9 protein-coding genes are annotated in these 23,435 nt (G+C 43.4%); 3 read left to right on the top strand and 6 right to left on the bottom strand.

From position 1 onward, the window contains the following. The first annotated feature begins 4 nt into the window (after positions 1 to 4). A complete protein-coding gene (locus tag A9267_RS21805; RefSeq protein ID WP_065109750.1) occupies positions 5 to 12,436 on the top strand; it encodes a VCBS domain-containing protein in 12,432 nt (4,143 codons plus the stop codon). A gap of 112 nt (positions 12,437 to 12,548) precedes the next feature. On the opposite strand, the gene A9267_RS14990 is transcribed toward A9267_RS21805, so the two are convergent. The 5 genes from A9267_RS14990 to A9267_RS14970 form a co-directional block, all read right to left on the bottom strand. Beyond that, positions 12,549 to 13,553: a lipid A deacylase LpxR family protein gene (locus tag A9267_RS14990; RefSeq protein ID WP_231919160.1), complete on the bottom strand. Its 1,005-nt coding sequence runs from the start codon at positions 13,551 to 13,553 to the stop codon at positions 12,549 to 12,551. 285 nt (positions 13,554 to 13,838) lie between these two features. Continuing rightward, positions 13,839 to 15,365, bottom strand: coding sequence for an EAL domain-containing protein (locus A9267_RS14985; protein WP_082972409.1), 1,527 nt, complete (start codon positions 15,363 to 15,365; stop codon positions 13,839 to 13,841). 57 nt (positions 15,366 to 15,422) lie between these two features. Next, the gene (locus A9267_RS14980; RefSeq protein WP_065109748.1) at positions 15,423 to 16,367 is read right to left on the bottom strand and encodes a pseudouridine synthase; all 945 of its coding nucleotides are present in this window, start codon (positions 16,365 to 16,367) and stop codon (positions 15,423 to 15,425) included. Between the two features lie 87 nt (positions 16,368 to 16,454). Next, complete coding sequence (locus A9267_RS14975; protein ID WP_055022760.1) at positions 16,455 to 17,033, bottom strand: LON peptidase substrate-binding domain-containing protein; 579 nt, start codon at positions 17,031 to 17,033, stop codon at positions 16,455 to 16,457. Between the two features lie 382 nt (positions 17,034 to 17,415). Next, positions 17,416 to 18,471 (bottom strand): alpha/beta hydrolase, encoded by a 1,056-nt coding sequence (locus A9267_RS14970; protein WP_065109747.1) that lies wholly within the window; start codon positions 18,469 to 18,471, stop codon positions 17,416 to 17,418. Between the two features lie 216 nt (positions 18,472 to 18,687). Here A9267_RS14970 and A9267_RS14965 point away from each other — a divergent pair, with 216 nt between their 5' ends. Next, a complete protein-coding gene (locus A9267_RS14965; RefSeq protein WP_065109746.1) occupies positions 18,688 to 19,149 on the top strand; it encodes a YhcH/YjgK/YiaL family protein in 462 nt (153 codons plus the stop codon). A 105-nt stretch (positions 19,150 to 19,254) separates the two neighbouring features. Here the strand turns inward: A9267_RS14965 and A9267_RS14960 are convergent, their stop codons facing one another. Beyond that, the gene (locus A9267_RS14960) at positions 19,255 to 20,661 is read right to left on the bottom strand and encodes a sugar porter family MFS transporter (RefSeq protein WP_065109745.1); all 1,407 of its coding nucleotides are present in this window, start codon (positions 20,659 to 20,661) and stop codon (positions 19,255 to 19,257) included. 244 nt (positions 20,662 to 20,905) lie between these two features. Here A9267_RS14960 and A9267_RS14955 point away from each other — a divergent pair, with 244 nt between their 5' ends. Beyond that, positions 20,906 to 23,248 carry an aminotransferase class V-fold PLP-dependent enzyme gene (locus A9267_RS14955; RefSeq protein ID WP_065109744.1) on the top strand — a complete coding sequence of 781 codons (2,343 nt, stop codon included), beginning with the start codon at positions 20,906 to 20,908 and terminating at the stop codon, positions 23,246 to 23,248. Positions 23,249 to 23,435: the final 187 nt, after the last annotated feature.

Raw genomic sequence — 23,435 nt, 5'->3', positions numbered from 1 at the left:
TAGCATGACTCAAGACAACCAAGGCAAGACTCCACCTAATAGTGAGCAAAAAACGGATACTAAACAGGTCAATAAGCCCAACACGGCTAAGCAAACTGAACAAATTAAACGAGATAAAAAAGCAAAGGTTGCGGCCAATAAAATTGCCGTTGAAGCCAAAAAACTCCTAGCAAAAGAAGCTCGAGATACCCCACAAACAACTGTAGGTATTAATCAGGATCTTGTTGCCGATAAATCGGTTAGCTCTTCACTGGCGCATGGTAAAACAAAACCAAACTTACCCTCTGATCAAATCCCACAGAGTGTTGAATCACTAGTAACCAATCAAACCACCGAAGCGACAGAGACTAACACTGCCACTCGCCAAATTGCATCGGCAGAACAGTCAGATGACGCTTTAGAGGTTACTCAAGCAACGCCTGAAAATAAACTAATCAAAGAGACAGGTTCAACCGAAACAACAGGAATTGGCAATGCTGAGCCGTTTAAAGCAGGCAATACTGCAACAGAAGATATCAGTCAATTTCGAGCAGCCCAAGCGACTGGCACTGGCACTGGCACTGGCACTGGCACTGGCACTGGCACTGGCACTGGCACTGGCACTGGCACTGGCACTGGCACTGGCACTGGCACTGGCACTGGCACGAATGAAAAGCCACTAACTATCGACAGTCAATTTAAAATTCAACAAGTTAAAGAAGATTCAAACACCGATGTGGTGACTGGTACATTACACGCTCAAGGTCAGCATTCTGATCTAATTAATTGGAGTATCAGTCAACCACAGGGGCAATTTGGAGCGATAAATATCGATCCAATAACTGGCGAGTGGCACTACCAACTCAACAACGCTTCCCAAGCCACTAATGCACTAGGTGAAAATGAGCACCACACAGAGCAATTTACCGTTACAGCAACTGATGTTGAGGGTAACCAATTACAAACAAGCATTTCTGTTGAAGTTGAAGGTAGCAACGATCTTCCTAGTATATCAGGAGTCCATCACGCAGCACTTAATGCTGACGGGGCTATAGATAGCGCATCTGGTAATTTGATCGCCACAGATCCCGATACTGGTGATAATATCAATTGGTCAATTGCCAATGGACGCGGCCAACTGGGTGAGTTAACTATTGATCCAGATACAGGTACTTGGCAATATCATCTCAACAATCAAAACTCCGCAACACAAGCGCTGAATCAAGGTCAGATAGCAACAGAAACCTTTACAGTCATAGCCACAGATAACTCAGGACAGCCTGTTACTCAGCAGGTAACAATTCAAGTGACTGGCAGTAATGAGTCAGCGCAAATTGGCGGTGTAACGACAGGAAGTATTACTGAAGATAAAAACCTCCACTCAGGCATCTCATCACAAGAGCTTCAAGTCGATGGTGCGTTAACAGTTACCGATGCAGATAGCGGTCAGGCGCAATTCAATGCAGAAATCCTGCAAGGTCAATTTGGAACGTTATCGATTAACAATTTAGGCCTCTGGACTTATACTGCTGACAACTCGCAGCCGAGTATTCAAGGACTGAAAACGGGTGAGTCGTTAACTGATACGGTTCTAATTCATTCGGTTGATGGCACCGAGCAACAAGTCACCGTCACCATTAACGGTACTGACGATAAAGCCTTGATTGCAGGCACTTCAACTGCAACACTCACTGAAGATAAAAACGTTCACTCGGGATTATTAAGGGTCGATGGTGCATTGACTGTGACCGATGTTGATAGTGGTCAAAATCAATTCCAAGCGGCATCACTGCAAGGCCAGTTTGGTCAACTGAGTATCAATGAGTTGGGTCATTGGATTTATACTGCTGATAACTCCCAACTGGCTGTTCAAAGTCTTAATTCTGGTGAGTCACTCACCGATACCTTAATCGTTCACAGCATTGATGGTACATCACAACAAATCACTGTCACCATTAATGGTACCGATGATAAAGCCGTGATTGTCGGCACTGCAACAGCCTCACTCACTGAAGACAAAGGTGTTCACTCGGGATTATTAAGGGTTGATGGTGCATTGACCATTACTGATATCGATAACGGCCAAAACCAATTTGTTGCCGATAGCTATCAAGGTAATTACGGTTACTTATCGATTAATCAGCTTGGCCATTGGGTCTACACTGCTAATAATAACAGCGCCGCCATTCAAGGCTTAAAAGCTGGAGCCACGCTAACTGAAACACTATATGTGCATGCGATTGATGGCACAGAGAAAGTTCTCAAGATAAATATTAATGGAACCGAAGATAAAGCCATCATCAGCGGTATATCAATCGTTTCGCTAGTTGAAGATAAAAACCTACACGCTGGCTTTTTACATGCAGACGGTATGTTGGCAGTAAAAGATGCTGATATTGGAGATAATCAGTTTCAGGCCAATGCTTCACAAGGTTTATTTGGCGAATTAATCATCAATAATAATGGTCACTGGACTTATACCGCTGATAATAATCAACCTGCAATTAATCAACTCAAAACAGGTGAGTCGTTAATTGATACGATAGTTGTTAAATCTATCGATGGCAGCGAACATCAAATAAAAATCATCATCAATGGCCAAGATGATAAAGCAGTTATCTCAGGTTCTTCCACATTAGATGTCACTGAAGATAAAAACCTTTTCCAAGGACAGTTGAGAGCAGATGGTCAGCTCATTGTTTCAGATCCCGACTTAGGTGAAGCCCAATTTATCGCTGGAACTCTCACTGGCCAGTATGGCCATTTTACTATCGCCCCTTCTGGCGCTTGGACATACACCTCAGACAACAAACAAACGGCAATACAATCTCTTAATGCAGGGCATGAAATTACCGATACGGTGATAATCAAAACTGCTGATGGCACTGAACAAACTCTTTGTGTTCATATTCATGGCACCAATGATAGTGCAGTTATTTCAGGCACAAATACTGGAGTGATTTCAAATGCTTCTGGCGCGCCCAATATTTTGTACGCTAATGGTCAACTTCACATCACTGATGTTGATACAGGAGAAGCGCATTTTCAATCACAAGTAATAGCAGGTGCTTATGGGAGCTTTTTAACGATTAAGCCAAATGGTGAATGGCAATATGCAGTCGATCATTACAATGCTAATGTGATCAAGTTACCCCATGGGCAGCAGCTAACCGAAAGCTTTACCGTAAAATCCATTGACGGTACCGAGCATACTATCTCAACCACCATTGTCGGTGATAACACGCCAGCGATCATCACAGGTACTGATGTCGCACTATTTAAAGAAGACGGCACTAAACAAACAGCGACAGGACAATTGAACATTCTCGACCCTAATACTGGCGATGAGCATTTCAAGCCTGAAACGCTACAAGGCAAATATGGCGAATTACACATCGACGACAAAGGGCTATGGCATTACGCGCTCAATAATCAAGGTGTAGCAGTTCAAAGTCTTAAAAGTGGCGAAACCGTTGATGACTTGTTCTTTATTAAAGGTCACGATGGCACTCCACATGGTATTCAAATACAAATACTTGGGACCAATGACTTAGCCAATATAAATGGGGTAGATGCGGGTGTTGTCGTTGAGGACAAACTGAGTTCAGGCCTACTGATAACCAAAGGTCAATTGACCATTACCGATATAGATAGCGGCCAAGATTTATACCCTTCAGGACTACAACAAGGGCATTACGGTCAACTTGTTATCAGTAATAATGGCCAATGGCAGTACATTGCTAACAACAATCAACCTCAGATACAGCAACTATCTCAAACTGAAGCGCTTAAAGAAGTATTTGTAGTCCACTCGATTGATGGCACCGCCCACAAAGTTGAAGTCAATATACATGGCAGTAATGACATTGCTAAGATCACCGGCGATATCTCTGCAGTGCTTCAAGAAGACACTCATAACCACCAAGGAAATCTAGTCGCACAAGGCCAGCTCGTCGCCACTGATATCGATCACGGTGAATCCCAATTTATTGTGGATGTTAATCACGCAGCTTACGGTCAATTTTCAATAAATAATGACGGACATTGGCAATACGTTGTTGATAATAATAGCCCTAATATTCAGGCCCTCACCAGCAAAGATTCGCTCAAAGATACCATCATCGTCCGAACTGTAGATGGCACAGAAAAATCCATAACAGTTACTATTAATGGCAGTGATGATAAAGCCATTATTGGTGGCGTTGATACTGGCGATGTCACCGAGGGAACTGCTGGACAAGATATGTCGCCAGACTATGCTCAGCCAGGCATGGCTAAGCTAGGTCAAGCAGCATTAACAGCTGATGGTAAGTTAGATATTGTTGACCCCGACACAGGAGAATCTCAGTTTGACCCTAGAGGCGGTGCCTGGAATAACTCTTACCATGGACAATATGGACACTTACTATTAAACCCAGATGGAACATGGCATTACGATGTTACCGTAGGGAGTGTTGATTGGGTCGGAAATCGTAAGACAACGATCGGCACTGTCATTGATAAATTAGGTGAGCATCAAACGTTAACTGATACCATTACTGTGTACTCTAAAGATGGCACATCTCACGATATTATCATTACCATTCATGGTGATAATGACCGCCCATATTGCTCTTCAGAAGTGCTGCTTGCTAGTGGCAAAGAAGATCTAGCTCAAACCATATCTGTCGTTGATCTGTTAGCAAACACCGTTGACGTGGATGCCAATGATGCAGGCAAACTCACCATTGCCAATCTACATGCTGATCATGGCTCTATTCTCACTAACCAAGATGGAACCTTTACCTTTACCCCAGACAGAGACTACAACGGTCAAGTCCATTTCAGGTATGACGTAAAAGATGCCCATGGCGGCGTCACTCACACTGGAGCGACAACAACGCTTAGTGCGATGAGAGACTCTGCTGTCATCACAGAGGTCAGCAGTGGCAGTATTACTGAAGATGGGGCCCACAGCAGTAATGTTAATGGCACCGTCACCGAGATTGCTAATGGTACCCTCAATGTCGTTGATCCCGATAGCGGTGAAAATGCATTTAGATATAATCAATTTGGCGAAACAAAAATTCATGACCCGTTTGGTGGTCAGCTACGCATTGACAGTGCTGGTAGCTGGGCCTACAGCGTTGATAACGCCAACCTGCAGCATCTAGCACAAGGCCAAACTGAAACCGTAGTATATCGTGTGCATAGTAAAGACGGTACGCCTTACGATCTCCATATTAATGTCACCGGAACCAATGATGCACCAACGATCAATCAGGTACATTTAACCAACGGTACTGAAGATGTCAGTTACCAGATGCAAGCAAGTCAGTTTGGCTTTACCGACATAGATACTGGTGACACCTTACAGGCTATTACCTTAACTAACTTGCCAAGCTTAGCAGCAGGTAAATTTGTACTTGATGGACATGATGTGTCTGTAAATCAGATTATCGATGCCGGAGATATCAGTAAGCTGCAATTTGTTCCAGCGAAAGACTTTAATGGTGATGTTCATTTCAGTTATACCGTGAATGATGGCCATGCCGATTCCGCTCCCGCTCAGGCAACCATAAATGTCGCAGCAGTGAATGACCCCTTAACTGACAGTGGCGCCCGCAATTTAGGCACAACGGATGAAGACCATTCAATTCATATTACACAAGCGCAGCTACTTGAACATTTGTCGGACCCTGACGGGTCACTGCAGATTGTTGGTACCCCAACTTCACCCCACGGAACCTTTAGTGGCGACGCAATTCACGGCTACACGTATACGCCTACTGCCAACTTTCATGGCGACAATGTCGATATTATTTACCAAGTTACTGATGGCACCAGCCATAGCACGGCGCACGCAAGTATAGACATTGCCTCTGTGACCGATAGTGCTCATGCAACACTAAGCTTTACCACTGAACAACAGGTAATGAGGTTTGATAGTAGTGGTCAAGGTTCAGTAATGAACAATGGCGAACTACAAACAGGTGACACTATCTCCAATATTGCCTTGGAGTTCAACGTCATCGGTGGCAACCAGGTTGCCACACAAGGTATACATGGGGCAACGTTTATTAGTTATGGTAACAGCCATTCCACCAACGAACTTTATGCTTGGAAACCATCAAATCTAACCGTATCGATTTGTGGCACTGAGTATGCAACAGGTATTGACACTACAGCTGACAATTTAACCCACCGTTACACACTATTGTGGGACTCCCACTCTGGCATCTTACAAGTATTGCAAGACGGTAAAGTAAAATTCACCCAAGATAACGTACATCAAGGCGATACGATGCCAGGTAAGGGGATGCTGTCGCTGGCGCAGGATCAAGATGGCAGCTTAGTCCATGAGGATGGCCACCATCAAAATCATGGTTTTCAGCCCAAAGATGCATTCCATGGGCAAATATTCAGTGCTGCAATGGTCACTAATCATCCCGTTGATGCCAGCTTATTATCACAAGCCCCGTTAAATAGCGTTGTGGATAAAAATAATGGCTTGGTAATTGATATTAGGATGGCAAATGGGGTCGCGAGTGATCTTACTGGCCATCATCAAATCACAACAACAACTGCTGGAGTGATATCAGAAGTCGTGCAAGTCGACAGCACCTTGGTCCCACCAAATCCTGATGCGCTCATTCGCTTAAATCCGGTCATCACTCCCCCTACCGATACTGACGACAAAATTGTCAAAACAGAGATTACTGGATTACTAAAAGGTACTGTTATCAGTGATGGACATGGGCATAGTCACACTATTAATGGAATGACAGATAAAGTCGATGTTAAAGATTGGTCGTTAGCCGATTTAACTGCACAATTGCCTGGTGGCAATAGTCACAATATGAATATAGGACTCATTGTCACCACCCAAGGACCAGACAATACTCAAGCGATAGACAGCCATTTTCAGGCATTAGTTCTGGATCCAACCAAACCAGTTCCCAATGCCCAAATTAGTGGTGATGATCTTGCCAATACTGATGAAGATACCAGCGTCTCTGGCGTGCTAAGTGTGCAAGACACTGATACCGCGCAAATGCATTTCAATGTTGCTGCTCTAGATGGCACCTATGGCCACCTCGACATGTCAAGCAATGGTCATTGGACTTTCACACCGAATGCCACCGCTAATGCGTTAACGAAAAATGATCAGGTACACGAAACCTATACCGTTTCTAGTATTGATGGTACCCAACACCAAATCACCATCAACATTGATGGCCGTGACGATAACCCAATCGTTACTGAACTCGCAGCACCTAAAACCGTTATTGAAGACGGCGGACACGACCACGTTCGCACTTCAGGCATGCTAAGTATCAGCGATCCAGATACTGGAGACACCCATAGCATTACCGAACAAACCGATGTACTGGGTACATATGGACACTTTACAATTGCAGCCAATGGCGGCTGGCATTACGAACTTGATAATGCTTTAGCTGCTACTCAAGCCTTAATCGAAGGGCAACACGTTACCGAAACATTTAATGTAGTCGTTACCGATAATGAAGGTGGTCAAACAACTCACACTATGCACTTTGACGTACAAGGTAGCAATGAAGCACCAACGATTGCGACACAAGTCATCCATGCTATTGAAGATGTTAATTATCACTTTACTAATGTTGACTTTGGTTTTACTGACAGCGATGGCGGCAGTTTAAGCAGTATCACCATTACTGAATTACCCGCTGCCAGTTTAGGTGTACTGCATCTAAATGGTGCTGCCGTAACGGTTAACCAAGTTATTAGCCAAACGGATATTGCTAACCTGATATTTGCCCCTGAACAGGACGTTAACGGTAGAGTTAACTTTAAGTACTCAGTTAATGATGGCCATGACAACTCATCGGTAGCAACGGCTGAAATTGATATTGCAGCAAGAAATGATGCACCGACCTCAGTTCATCTAAGTGTTAGGGATGTTGAAGACCATAGCCATACTTTCAGTAAAAATGAGTTCAGTTTTGCTGATGTTGATACGGGCGATACATTGCAGCACATTACCATTACTCACCTGCCCAACCCTGCACACGGTAGTTTGTTATTAGATGGTCGAGCAGTGGTTGCTGGCCAGCAAATTGATGCTGATAACATCGATAAATTGGTCTTTACGCCGGTAACAGATTTTAATGGCGAGTCTGCGTTTAAGTACTCAGTAAGCGATGGCAGCCTAGACTCGAAAGAGTACACTGGCGCAATCCACATTTCAGCAGATAACGATGCGCCAACTTTCTTAGCAGGTGGGCAATTTGCATCACTGCCCATCTCGGCGGCTTACGAATTTTCGGGTAATCAAGGCACAGATCTATCAGGCCGAAATAATCATGCCGTGCTAAGTGGTACCATCACTGCCACCACAGGTGCTGATGGCACGCCAGATTCAGCAGTGCAATTTCATGGTGATAGCGGTGCCAAAATCGAAGTCCCGGATTTACAATATGGCCAAGGTATTACGGTATCCGCCACAGTAAAATTTGACTCAATAGCTGACAGTTATTCCAGAGTGTTTGATTTTGGTAATGGCCAAGCCAAAGACAATATTTTACTCACCCATAGTGGCACCACCGATACACTGCAGCTCGAATTCATCGACGCTGCGGGTCAAAAGCATGACCTAATGGTGCCTCATGGGGTCACCCCGGGCCAATGGATGAAACTGACCGCGACCATTAGTCATGATGGGCATATGGCACTGTATAATAATGGCCAGCTATTAGGGGAAACCGATAGCGGTGCAGAGCTTCCCGCTACCGCTAGAAGTCAAAATTTCATTGGCAAGAGCCATTGGTCACAAGATGGTAACCTGCATGGTGCTTTTGATAACTTTGCGGTGTTTGATCAGGTCATTTCTCCTGCACAAATTAAAGCACTTGCTTCAGCAAGTAACTTGAATGATCTGCTACATAAGTACGATCAAATAGACCACGACCAATTTCACGCAACAGTTAACGTCAATCAAAGCTTTACCATCAATCAAGATGATATTTTAAACCAAGCCACTGATATTGATGGCGATACCTTATCGGTATCCCACGTATCCATTGCTGGGAATCACGGCACGATTCACAATAATGGTGATGGCACTTGGACCGTTACCCCTCAATCCAACTATCGCGGTGAATTGAAAATCGAAGTCGACGTGACCGATGGGCAAGAAACACTACCAGCGCACCTAACAGTTCAAGTGGGGAATGCCAGCATCACCGGTGATAGCAAGCTAACTACCGACGAAACCCATGCCGTTTCGGGTCAACTTACGGTGACCGACCCCGATACCAACCAAGATCACTTCATCGCTCAAGTGCTGCCTAGCAGCCACGGGGAATTAAGTATCGATACCAGTGGTCATTGGCAATATACGCCTAACAAAGCCGCACAAGCGCTGTCACAGGGCCAAAGTGCCACCGATATCGTTACAGTTAAGACTGCCGATGGCACCCAACATCAAATCAGCGTCGACCTCACTGGTAGCGACACCGCCCCAACCACCGTCACCACCGATTTAGGCAAGGTTGAATCTGGCCACACACACGACTTTCAAGCAACTGATTTACTTGCGAATGTTACCGATGTTGATACCAGCACCGCGGGATTATCGATTGTGGCAGGTTCACTGCTCTCTCCCCATGGAACGGTAGTAACCAATCCTGACGGCAGCTATAGCTTTACTGCAAACCCAGGCTTTGTTGGTAACGATTTAGCCATTAGTTTCAAAGTCAGCGATGGTCATAACACGATTGATGCCAACGCCATAATTGATGTCACGCCGCCTCTGGCAATTACCCGGTTAGAATATGATACCGGTGTCAGTGATAGTGACTTTGTTACCAGTGACGGTCACATTATCTTATATGGTACTGGCGAGCCCGGTAGCACTATCATGGGAAGTGGGCTTCTCAGCCACTCGAAAGCAACTGTCGATGCAAATGGTTATTGGAAATTGGATGTTAGCGCAACAGATCGCGCCGATGGCACCTATACCATGACCGTATTTGAAGCCAAAGCCGACGGCAGTTGTGTCCAAGTCCATCATAAAATCACTATAGATACAGCTAAACCCACTCTATCTATCGACCCGATTTCGGACGACGATTGGGTCAACCACCATGACCACCAGCAGGATTTAACCATTACAGGCACCACAACCCATGTGGCAGATGGCAATTCGGTTGATGTGATTGTGGCAGGCAAACACTATAGCGCCACCGTAAGCAACGATCATTGGCAACTGATCATTCCTGCCAACCAAGTTGCTAATATCGGCGACAACGCCTATCAAGTTCATGCAGAGGTTGTCGCGACAGCAACTGGCGATAGCGCTCATGACCAGCGACAACTGGTGGTTTCAGCCGATCTCAGTACGCTGATACAAACTCAAGCCGTCGAGGAAGACAGTAAGACGACTGCGACGGGAACGTTATTTGCTGTTGGCGCCAGTGAAACTGTTACCACTACAGGCGTATTACAAGGCAACTATGGCACCTTACACATGAACGCCGATGGTAGCTATCACTACACATTGGACAACCAAACTGCCGCGATTCAGCAAATGGGGCAAACCGATAGCCATGCAGATAACTTTTTCATCAGTTACACCAATAACCATGGCGACACCAAGCATGCCGTGGTCAATATTGGTATTCATGGCACCAACGACGCCCCTCTATTAACAGGCACCTTTGAGATATCCCGTTCAATTACCACGGGCTCAATGACCCACACTCACTCTTACGGCTATATCAATATTGATGACATTGATAACGCTGACAACCTCAACGTCGAGTACATAGATAGTCAAGGTGGTCACCATCAATTGGATTTCACGCCAGGCAACCGCAATAAAATTGATGTGCAGGGCATTGGTCACTTTAATATTGATGCTGACGGTCGCTGGGATTTTACCTTTAGCCACAGTGGTCCAGAACGAGACAAACTCAATCAGGAGGTGGCTGCAGGTAAAAGTCATACCGAAACCGTCACCATCAAAGTTACCGATAGCAGCGGTGAGAGCCGGGAAGAACATCTGACCGTGCATATTGGTGACGGTAAAACCGGGCCGCAAATTTTCGGCGCTTCTGAGTCTGTCATCACCGAAGATAAAGTCACACGCTCGCACGGTTTACTCGATTTATTAGTTGGTGATGTCAAAGTCGCCAGCGGTGTCACCTGGGCATTGCAAGCCGGAACACGTCCGCAATACGGTGACCTAACCTTAAGTAGCGATGGCAGTTGGCAATATCAGGCCCACAACGATTCGGCTCGTGTGCAGGCCTTGGCTCAGGGTGAGCGACTTGAAGAAACTGTCATGGTGACCGCTACCGACTCTCTTGGTCACAGTGTAGACCAGGCAATGAAGTTAGTGATCATCGGTACCAATGATGTACCTGTTGTTGGCCACGCGCTTTCGGGTACGGTTGTTGAAGATCATCTGCTCACTCTGAGTAAAGCTGATTTACTTGCTAACGTTCACGATACAGACGCTAAAGATGTGCTTGATGTAAGCCATTTATCAATAGTCGGTGGTGGTACTATTACCCAACAAGGTGACCATTGGGTTATTAATCCAGGGGTAAATTATAATGGGGAATTACGCTTAAATTATACGGTGACCGATGGTCATGTCGCGATAGATAACAGTATGGCAATTCATGTGTCGCCTGATGCCGATACTCCTACCATGATATTTACTAAGCATGTCGGAGATTTAGCTTCGCCACTCGATACTATGGCGATTTCGGGTAATGAAAATACTGATTTAGCGCTTAATATTAACGTATCCAGTCCTGATATAAATGAAACACTCACAGTTGAAATCACAGGCGTTCCACCAGGGGCTTCGCTATCTGCGGGAACTGAAAAGAACGGTATTTGGACACTACAACAAAGCGAATTAACTAACCTCAAAGTTATTCCTGAAGCTGACTTTCATGGTCATTTTGATTTGACGATTAGCGCCACGTCCCATGATGGCAGCTCAAGCAACTCTGCAAGCCAAGTGATTGCAGTGGAAGTTATCCCTGCACCGATATCTACTCCAGCACCAGTATCACAAAGCGATGAACCAGATACGTTAAATCAAAGTGATGATATCGACGTTAGTTTAGTCATTGACAGTACCGATAGTCTAGCCGCACCAGCACCTATCGATCATTACTTACAGATGGTTGGATTAAGCCATGATGAGCTTAAACCTGATACTGGCATTCCAGACCTAGCGGAGTTGCCAACAATGCATGAGCTTAACACTGCTGATCCACAAGCAGACATGCTTGATATTGTTGAAGTCGATGCATTTGAAAACCCATTAGATGACGAGCATAAAGAACACCCGCAACATGCAGCTCATGATGCTGACAGCGTAATTGATGCGCCAACAGAGCAAAGTGACAATAATCAAGATAACGATGATGACATGCTACACCAAGCGCTAAACGATATGCATAATCAGTTTTAAGTGTGGCAAAACATCTAATACGGTAAACATGGACGTGACTTTAATGTATAAAAGCCTTTAACACCTTGTATTCCTGTACATTGTGTTAAGGGCATTTATAATTGTATTTTCTTTACAACACCTTGCTATAACTAATCACGCCATAGCCATGCCAGTCATCCACATCTGACTGGTATTCTTTGCTGTAAAAGTCAAAGCTCCAGCGCACTGACCAAGTGGGAAAAGCCCAAATGACACCTAAGCTTGCTTGAGCTTGCTGGTTGTTAATTTCAAGCGGCGATTCATAGGGAAGATCACCTTCAATCGTTAAGTCATTAAAGCGGTATCCAGCCTGCATTCTGGCATAAGCCATCCAGCTTCCATATTGATTAGCTGAAGAAGTAAAATCGCCAAAGTGTCCTGCTTGGCTAGATAACTGACCAAATGTTTGGCTTAGCTCATCGCCCCAACGGACAGTTAACCCAAGGCTAGATTGAGAACGAAAGTTACCTGCCATGGTATGGTTAAATACACTCACATCCCATTGGCTATTTTCGAATGCTTGCTGACGAAACAACAATGCCTCCACCTCGTAAGCGACTTGCAACGTCAACTGATTTTCAATCTGGTAATCCCAGCCTTCAGGCGTCGTCGATGAGGTAATTTTATGTACAAAAGATTGCATGTACTCTGCGCCAGATGCAGGGCCAACAACGCCCAAACTCAGCCAGTTTTTTTGTGCAAGGCTTGAACTAAACACACCGGTATAACTTTCTAACTCTAAAAAGCCAGCATAAGGCCTTTCTGCAGGTTGAGGAAAGTCATAAGCGATTTCAGTAGGCGTCCACATTCGGCTATAAAGCTTTGCCCCACGGTGAACTTGCTGGCTTTGTTGCGGAAATAATAAAGCTGATTGCCACTGAAAAGCTGTAGAAGCAGAGGAGAAATCTTGCTCAGGTGTTGCATGCCACCCCAGTAAAATACCACTAGAGTAATCACCATCTGAACCAATAATCACATCATTATCAAAACTAAAATAAATCTGCTCTGCTGAGGCTTGCGAGGCTACACAAATTAATGACATGGCAGCCAATACTGATAGTGGAACAGGTAATCCCTTTAAGTGATGTTGACTCAAATTAACCTCTTTCAGTTCAGTATGTGAAAAGCACCAGATAATTCAGTTTAACCGAACATCAGCATCACACAACGTCCTTTGAAATAAAGACTTAATTCAAATAATAGCCATTACTTACTCGCTACCAGCAAATTACAATTAGGCACTTTTACTTATCTCATTCGACACCAGTAACTGGACACTAGCAAACCTCTTAAAATGTATCCCAACATTAATCACTAACGCTGGGAATACATCAATTATCGTATTTATCAAAAGCCATCTAACTAAAATAAAACCCAATCATCATACATTCTGATAGGCATTAAAAAAGTCTTTTGCTTCTAGTGGTTTAGAGAAAAAATAACCTTGGACTAAATCCACGCCCTGCACTTTCAAATAGCTAATTTGAGACTCAGTTTCCACCCCTTCAGCAATGACGCTCAAGCCCGACTTTTTGGCAAAAGAAATAATTGCATCTAAGGTTTTTTCATTAAAGTTATCTTTTACACCAATGGTATCGATAAAAGCTTTATCTATTTTAAGGGTACTGATACCTAGGTTTTGCACATAACTAAAACCGCCATATCCCATTCCGGCATCATCAAGCTTTAAATCAACGTCAATAGCATAAAATTTATCTAGCATAGCGCGGGCTTTGGCTAAATCTGTAATGGGTTGCCGCTCAGTGATTTCTAGCGAAATCCGATGCTTACCTAGCTTTCCAGACTCTTTAAGCGCCTTAATATACAAGTAAAGTTGATCACTTTCTAAATGCTCAGGAACAATATTAATACTGATAAATAACGGCTTAACTTGTTCACCAGCTTGTTCAATATCCTCAGCCATAACATCAAGCATCGAATAGGTCATATCTACAATTAACCCATCAGATTCTGCAAAGGGAATAAATTGGTTTGGTGGGATCAACTCTCCACTTGATTGACGCCAGCGCATTAATACTTCAACACCAACGATTTCATTTGTTTGCGTATCAATAACAGGCTGATAAAAAGGGATAAACTCTTTATGTTTGATAGCACTTTTTATGTGAGCTCGAGTTGAACCATAAGACTGTTTCCAAGACCAATAGCCAATTGATAACGCCAACGCCACCACAAAACTAACCAACGCACTATACAGCCAATTTAACGATTTATACTGAGCAAAAAAGTCGTCATTGCCAGACAGGCTAAACTTGGCAATGTAATAATCATTTTTATGAACCACTTCTTCTAAAATGACATGGTCACCTTCAAACTGTTCAAAGCCAAACTCCATTACAGGCACTGCTGCTAACGAGTCATAAATGCCATCAATAGTGATGGTGTACTCTAGGCAATCTTCACAATTTACAGGGATAAAATAACGAGGATTCATTGGCACAATGCTCGCCACATACTGCTTTTTACCTGATTCGTATGATAAGAATAACTCGTGCACATCTGAGTCTGGCTGATTCAGTACAGCCAGTTTTACATCAGAGCCAATTCGGTGTCTGACTAACTTCTCTACGTGGCGGGGAATAATCTGCGAACGACAAATCACTTTTAATTGATCCATCACAGCTAACCAACGAATAAACGTAGAGTTAAATACCGACTTAGTCAGCAAGTCTTCATTTTGGCTGTCACAAACATAGGTATCATTAATTGCTGGTAAACTTTTGAGTTCTATTGCAGTATCTTCAATATACATGGTCAATTTTTCAGACAGTATTTGAGCGTCACGCTTAATAAGCATTTCGGCAACTAGCTCATCTAACGCTTTAAAACCAAAAATTAAAACGAAAAAACTCACTATAAATATTGCGCAACATTTCACTCTTTCCATGTGCAATTAGTCCTTTGTAAATGAGCCACGCTTGTCAATTCATCAACAAACCATTTATCAATTTTTACCTAAGCCGAATTCAACATCATAGCCTTCACAATTGACAGACATCATTTGTTGACTGAATGGATCTTCAAATGTCAGTGACTTGGCGATTAAGCGCAGCGGCTTAGTAAAATCATCAGTGGCTTTGGGCTGTAGCCTTGGGTAATTGGTATCGTTTTCTAACGGCATTCCCAATGACATCATGTGCACTCTAAGTTGATGCATTTTTCCCGTTATTGGACTCAGCTCGAACAAGCCTCTTGAGCCATTAACAGCGATTAATCTGATCTCAGAATGCGTATTTGCTTCCCCTTCGGTGATTTTCATCAAAAAGCTCGGCGTTGATCGCACCATACGATTTTTCACAGTCCATTTAAGGGGTAAACTTAACTTCCCTTGCTCATGTCGCGTTAAAAGCTCGGGGGTGAGCTTTGCAATTGCTTGGTACTGTTTATTAATTTTTCCATCAGTAAACAGAGCATGGTAAGCATGTCGAGATTCTGGATTGACAGTCATTAACATTACCCCAGCTGTTGGCCTATCAAGCCGATGTGCAGGAGAAATCGTATCAATACCTGTTGTAATTCTTAAGCGATGGATTAGACACTCATTGACAAAATTACCGCTGGGTGTGACAGGCAAAAAATGAGGCTTAAAAACTAAAATACAGTGCTCATCTTGATGCAATATCTGCTGCTGAAACGGTATTTTTGTTTCGCTCTCAACCTCGCGGTAGTAATACACTCGAGTCGCTGGGCGGTACTTTGTTGTTTGCGTTACAGGTTCACCATCTGCCCAGTGAACCTTTCCATCAACAACACGTTTTATCCACACTGATTCTGGAATTTGCTTAAAATGAGAAACTAAAAACGCCAGCACAGTTTCCGGCGTTGTTTGAGATTGCGGTAAAACAATATATGACGGTTGTGCGGCTTTGGCAGCATGTTCAGCAGACATGTAAAATACTATATAGCTACATTTTGATACAGTATACCCAACAAAGCCTTATCAGCTAAAGAAAAAACATGTTTTAGCTTATCCGCATTACACATCCACATGAGATTTTAATAATTGCAGTACAAAATCCATGGTCTTATGACAATCTGGCTGCTCAACTAACAGCAGCTTATCTTTATTGTACATAGGTAAGACTTCTAACCAACGCTGACTGACCCATGCAGCATCTTCAAGATGAGTTTGACTGTATAGCTCCAGTAAATCAGGATTCACTTCATAAAATTGCTCAAGTGCAGCACTGATGATTTCGAACTCTTCAGCAATGGGTTCATGCTGCCAATTTTGACAAGGTAAGGTTCTGGCGATCCAACTTTGATCGCGTAATTGCGCGCCCGAGAGCACTTTTACTCGTTGACGTCCCTCGACAACAATACTGAGAGAATTGTCTTCAAGTTGATGAAAATCGATGATTTCACATTCGGTTGCTGTTTCGTAGCATGGAGGAAAACTGTTGCTTTTTGACGCAGCTAGCGCTAATCGATAATGGCCTTTGAGCACATTGGCCACCATCAATAATTGATTAGGTGTGACCATCCGTAGCTCTTGACGACCACCTGGCAGAAGCACAGTATCTTGGATGAGTAACGCCATTTCTATCGTTTGCATTGCAACCTCCAAACTACAGCGTTTCACCAATTCCCTATAAGGCTGTGTAAGCCACAGAATGCTGCAGATTCGATAGCTTTCTGCTATCAAGGACCAATAAAAATCAACAAGTTGTCATTCATATCGTGATAATCAAGTGTAGCAGGCAAAATGGAGTTTTCCAGCCAGCTAAGTGGTTATCACACTTTATGATTAGTTGTAATACCGCCTTGTATTGCTTGAGGTTACTGTTTAAATACCACCATCAAGGCAATCGCAAAACTCATCACAAGATTCACAACCTGGTCAATAATTAGACAGAGGATTTTACGAAATAGTTTCATTAGATGATCACAATTTAATGATCGGGATCGTAATGGAAAGTTTAACAAGTTAACACGCACTATAGCGGCTCAATCACATCCATTATTGATTGCTTATCTACAATTGAGGCAAAGATCTCTCCCAGCTGCTCACTGCGTTTCAATGCTTCACGCCAATAGGCAATTCGACTATCACTGCTTAGCTGCTTAAAATCTTCACGGTCTGGGATCTTTGAATAAGGTAGCGACGAGATAAACTCCTGAGAAGGCGTTAATACCAACGCATTGTGATAATGCTGACGTGCTCTTCGCCATTTAAGGGATTTATCGAACCACCCAGGACTCATATGAGGATAAAAATGTGGGTATAAACTTAATCCTTCCGGCTCATTGGTTGGCATATCAAAATGATAGTCGGTAATGCCACCATCATAATATGCTCCATCTGACACACCATTAATTTTATTCACTGGTGCTAATAGCATAGGTATAGAGCCTGTTGCTAACAGTACTTGATTAATATTATTGCGTGTCAGCTGCGCATGCTCGGTAGGGAGATCAGACAACTGAGAAAAAGGCGATTTTACCTGCTGATGGCTGAAAACCACCCGTTCAAAATGCCAACCTAAACTGCGACGGCTCACTGCATTACTTAGCGCTGTCGCCGCCAAACCTAATGCTAACTTCCCCTTTGAACGACTGGCATTTAAGTGCTTGGCTTTACACACCACAAAGTGACTTTGAATCATTCTATTATTAACAATATCAAGGGCACCGTGTTTACCTAAAATACCACCAATAATTCGTTCAACTTGCTCGGTCACTTCTTGTCGGCTAGGAACATGATCATATCGCTGACCAATGTAATGCTCTTCGAGGCGTGCATAGGCTGCTAATGGATCTTGCTGTGCTAAACAAGCCAGTCGCCAAGCCCCAGAGGAAGCTCCCATGGTATAAAGTGGCGCTTGTCTATTAGCAAAAAACTCACCGAATAAATATTTATCAAGCCCAGCAACCCCAATCCATTTGGGGCCACCTGATGCAGCAAATAGCTGGCTAAACATAGATGCAGACAAACCATTTTGTTCAATTTGTTGGTAAGCAGTTTTACCGGCGAGTAATCGTAATGCAGTCACGTAGCGTCCTATGAATCAATCCATTTTCCATCGGTTTTTAAGGATGAAACCCATGCAGAGTTTCACGCTCCATTGCATCTTAACTAAGTTTGTCAGCAGGTTAAACCACCTCATGGTTGAATTTATTTCCGTAACCCTACTGGTTGTAGATAAATCATAGCGCCGACAAAATGAATGAGCGATAATCATGACTCATTCATTTTCAGAGAGTTTACTATGGTTGTCGACAGCCTTGCTCATCACTCGCTATATCACGGCTTAAGCCCAAGATTAGCAAAAGCCTTAACCCATTTAGCAGAAACAGACTTTACTCAAGTTGAAGTCGGCACCTACCCGCTTGATGGAAAAGATATTTTTGTGATTGTTAACGACTACCTTACTCAACCGAAAGAAACAGAACCTTTTGAAGTTCATCAACAATATATTGATGTGCAGTTTGTTGTGAGTGGTGAAGAAGAGTTTGGCTATTTGCCCCTTGCCAATCAAACACTGTTGGCGCCTTACCATCAAGAGCATGACTTTACTGAGTTTGATTATGAATCAAATAAAGAAGACGCCGCTTTCATTCCCTTAAAAGCTGGCATGTTTGCCTTATTCTTTCCTGGTGATATGCATATGCCAGGCACTCTGGACACAGAAGTACCAGTAAGAAAAGTCGTCATTAAAGTTAAAATATAAACGGATTTTCTCAAACAAAAAGGCCACATCATCGTGGCCTTATATGTTTAAGGTTAAATCATTCTGATTACGACACTCATATCCTTCACTATGCGTGCTTATCTTTTATCCCTGCATTTGCTCTAATTCTCGACCTTTTGTTTCGTATACATATTTCGCAACAAACACAATCGATAGCACAGCACAAATACAGTAGAAACCATAAGCGCCCACTAAGCCCACTGATGCCAACATAATCGGGAAGGTCATGGTAATAGCAAAGTTAGTGCCCCACTGCGCAAGCCCAGCAACCGCAAGACCCGAGCCTCGAATTTGATTTGGGAACATTTCACCTAACATCACCCACATTACAGGGCCCCAAGACAAGTTGAAAAAGAACACGTAACCATTTGCGGCAATTAACGCCAATGTGCCTAATTCACCGAGGTCCAAATTGCCATTGATATCGACCTGTGCCGATGCGAAAGCAAAGACCATCAAGGCTAAAGTCACAGCCATTCCAATAGAACCAATCATTAAAAATGGTTTACGACCCACTTTATCAATCAAACTTATCGTTATCACGCAGGCTGCAATACTGACCGCACCGCTAATAATATTAATCAACAGCGCATCAGATTCCGAAAAACCAACCGCTTGCCACAACACAGCGCCATAATAAAACACCACATTAATGCCCACTAACTGTTGAAAAGTGGCTAATCCAATCCCTACCCAAACAATACTTCGCACTTTGCCAGAATGCTTATCAATGAGGTCTGCCAGTTTAGGTTGATGATCAGAGTCTAAAGATTGTTGAATCTCCATGAATTTGGTTTTAGCGACAGTGCTACCGTATAGCTTAGTTAAGACCGTCATCGCTTGCTCTTTACGTCCAACTGTCACTAAAAAACGTGGGCTTTCAGGAATAAAAAATAATGCCACAAAAAACACACCTGCTGGCACCAACTCTATCCAAAACATCCATCGCCACGCATCATATCCCAGCCAAAAACTGTCCGTCGACGAACCAGCGGTTTGTGCTAAAAAATAATTACTAACAAACGCAGCAAATAACCCTGTGATGATGGCAATTTGTTGCACAGTCGCCAGTGCCCCACGATAACGTGCAGGGGCAACTTCAGCAATATATGCAGGTGTCATAACCGAGGCTGCGCCAACAGCTAAACCACCCAAGATACGGTAGACAATAAATGCCATAGAGCTGTCAGCAATACCTGATCCCCAAGCACTCACAATAAATAAGATTGCAGCTGTAATCAGTGTGGCTCGTCGTCCATATTTATCCGCTAAACGCGCGGCAAAAAATGCCCCTACCGCACAGCCCAATAGCATTGACGCCACATTAAAGCCTGTTCCCATACTGTCTGAGTCAAACGCCGACCTTAACCCATCAACAGTGCCATTAATCACGCCACTATCAAATCCAAACAGGAAACCACCTATGGTAGCCACACAACTGACTAGAATCACAAACAGGGTATTTTCTTCTTGTTGTTCTGCTGTTTTCAATGACTTTCTCCCTCTCGAATAACGCCATGTCTTTCTGATTTTTATCACCTTACTAGAAAACACTGTTATCGGTAACATTTAGAAATAAGAATGTCTTTTTGTACCAGCAGACAATATCAGCGTGGATTTTTCAGCAAAATAAAATGTGATCTTGATCAATAATCACAAACTGCTAATATAACCCCATGAAATTAGTTATAACTAAAAGCTATATAACAACTAATCAACAGATGAGCCGCTATCCATGAAAAATCATTCGCCGCTAAGCCAGATCTACCTTGATGCCAATGCAACTACCCCTGTATTACCCCAAGCTGCTGAAGCCGCTTTAAATAGCATGAGAGTGTTATTTGGTAATCCAAGCAGTAGCCATATCACTGGCTTAAAAGCCAAAGATGTCATGGAAACAACGCGCAACAACGCTAAAAAAGTTATCGGTGCAGACGATGGCAAAGTCATCTTTACTAGTGGTGCAACAGAAGGGATTCAAACAGCAATTATTTCAGCGTTAGTGGAAGCCAAAAAACGACTCAATATTGATAAGCAGAATGAGCCAAGCAAAAAATACAGTTTATTGTATGGCGCAACCGAGCATAAAGCCGTGCCAGAATCCTTAAAACACTGGAATGAAATATTAGGTATTAATGCAGAATTAAAAGCTATTCCAGTTGATCGTTTAGGTCATTTGGACTGCCAATTTATTGCAGCTGAAGCGCCCAATGCACTCATGATATGCACGATGGCAGTCAATAATGAAACCGGAGTCTATCAGGACTTAGGCAAACTTGAGCAGATCATACGCACTGCAAATAACGATATTTTCTGGATGGTGGATTGCGTACAAGCCTTAGGTAAGACCCCATTAAAGCTTGCCCAAACGACAATCGATTACGCCCCATTTAGTGGTCATAAACTCTATGCACCTAAAGGCATTGGTTTTGTTTATATTCGTCAATCGGCACCCTTTACATCGATTATTGCCGGAGGTGGCCAAGAAAGCGGCCTTCGTTCAGGTACCGAGAACCTACCAGGCATGGCTGCTATTAATGTCATCTTTGAGATGCTATTGAATCAGCAGCACAGTGAATTTGCCGATATCAATACGTTAAGAGGGTACCAAACACAATTAATGGATACGCTTAAAAGCGCCTTCCCTGACGTTGTGTTTAATCATAGTATTGAAAACAGTGTCCCAACCACAATTAATTTTGCTATTGCTGGATTTAGCAGCAAAGAGATCATGGACTTATTTGACGCCGCCAATATCCGCGTAAGCTCTGGCTCAGCTTGCTCATCTAAAGTCACTCGCAGCTTTGTTCTTGATGCGATGGGGTTACCAGCTTGGCAAAGTGAGTCGGCTATTCGAATGTCATTTGGCCCTGCAATGACACAAGACCAAGTGAATGCTGCTTGCTCACGTATCCAATCAGCAGCAAAAGCACTCACCCACAGCTGCATGATATTAGACACTGGTGAGATTGATGAAAAGCAGCCAGTTAACGGCTTACTTCAGCTTCGTTCAGGCTCAAATTGCACTTGGCTTTATGCCGATCAGCAAAGTAAACAAGCCTTTATCATCGATCCTCTGCCAGAGCTTAACGATCGTTTAGATACCCTATTGCAATGCCAACAGTTAGAATTGGTCGCCATCATCGACACCCACGGTCACGCAGATCACCAATCAGGGCGTACTTTTCTTGCTGACAAACACTTACCCACTCAGCAAACAAACCTACTAGGCTGGCCACAAGATTGCCAGACACATAGCTCCCCAAATAGTCCAAAACATAGCCCAAAAGACACAAATTCAGTTGATGATGTCCAATTACAATACATAAAAATTGGTCAGCAATGGCTGGTAAATGTGCCAACGCCAGGCCATACCGCTGACAGTATGTCATTACTACTGTGTCAGCCATTTACCGACATTAATCAAATAAAGCACCAATGCCAGTTCGCATTTTGCGGCGACACGATTTTAATGGGCAGTTTAGGGCGAACTAACTTTGCCTCGAGCAGTGCAAGCGACATGTTTTCAAGCTTAAAACGACTACACAGCTTGATTGGCAGTAATAACTTAATTTGCGCAAGTCATGACTACAACAATGAATTCACCACTCACCTATCTGCAGAATGTGGGCGTAACCCACTATTAAGAAACACTTTAAATGGCCAGTTACATGTCACTGAGTTTGAGCGCCTTAAAGCCGAATTAGATAGCCACCTATGCGATCAAAACGGCAGCGAAATCATGTGCGGAGCACTAACTGACGATCAATTAAATGGGCAATCAATTATTGAATACAACCATCAGAGTTTGAACGCTGCATTACAGCAAGAAAACGTCACCTTAATCGATATTCGTGAACCCCATGAATATGCTCTACAACATACTGACGACTCTAACGAAAACGTCCCGCTCACTCGCTTAGTGCAATTTATTCAACAGCAGCAAGATCAAAAACAACATAAATGGGTATTGGTATGCCGCAGTGGCAGTCGCTCATTTATCGCGGCACAGGCAATGAAACGCTTAGGATTTGATAATGTCGCTCATTTAAAAGGGGGTTATGCATTAAGCAGTTGATAGCTTTAGTTTAAAACCTAGATATTAAGGGAAACCTGCTTTCCCTTAATGTATATTCACTCAGCGTAGTTACCGTTTAACCCTTTTCAAGCTTGAACACCTATTAACGTCATGTTCAATATCACTCAACATCAAGCAGTGATACCACCCTCTTTTGCAAAGGGTCTTCGTTGTTGGCCAATCTCAA

The sequence above is a fragment of the Shewanella sp. UCD-FRSSP16_17 genome, assembly GCF_001675935.1.
In the GTDB taxonomy this organism is placed as follows: domain Bacteria; phylum Pseudomonadota; class Gammaproteobacteria; order Enterobacterales; family Shewanellaceae; genus Shewanella; species Shewanella japonica.
The sequence above is the reverse complement of the archived record's forward strand: the minus strand, read 5'-3'. Positions and strand labels throughout refer to the sequence as shown.

Coding starts and splice junctions, on each gene's coding strand:
- A9267_RS21805 (WP_065109750.1), top strand. CDS start 5: ATGACTCAAGACAACCAAGGCAAGACTCCACCTAATAGTGAGCAAAAA.
- A9267_RS14985 (WP_082972409.1), bottom strand. CDS start 15,365: ATGGAAAGAGTGAAATGTTGCGCAATATTTATAGTGAGTTTTTTCGTT.
- A9267_RS14980 (WP_065109748.1), bottom strand. CDS start 16,367: ATGTCTGCTGAACATGCTGCCAAAGCCGCACAACCGTCATATATTGTT.
- A9267_RS14975 (WP_055022760.1), bottom strand. CDS start 17,033: ATGCAAACGATAGAAATGGCGTTACTCATCCAAGATACTGTGCTTCTG.
- A9267_RS14965 (WP_065109746.1), top strand. CDS start 18,688: ATGGTTGTCGACAGCCTTGCTCATCACTCGCTATATCACGGCTTAAGC.
- A9267_RS14955 (WP_065109744.1), top strand. CDS start 20,906: ATGAAAAATCATTCGCCGCTAAGCCAGATCTACCTTGATGCCAATGCA.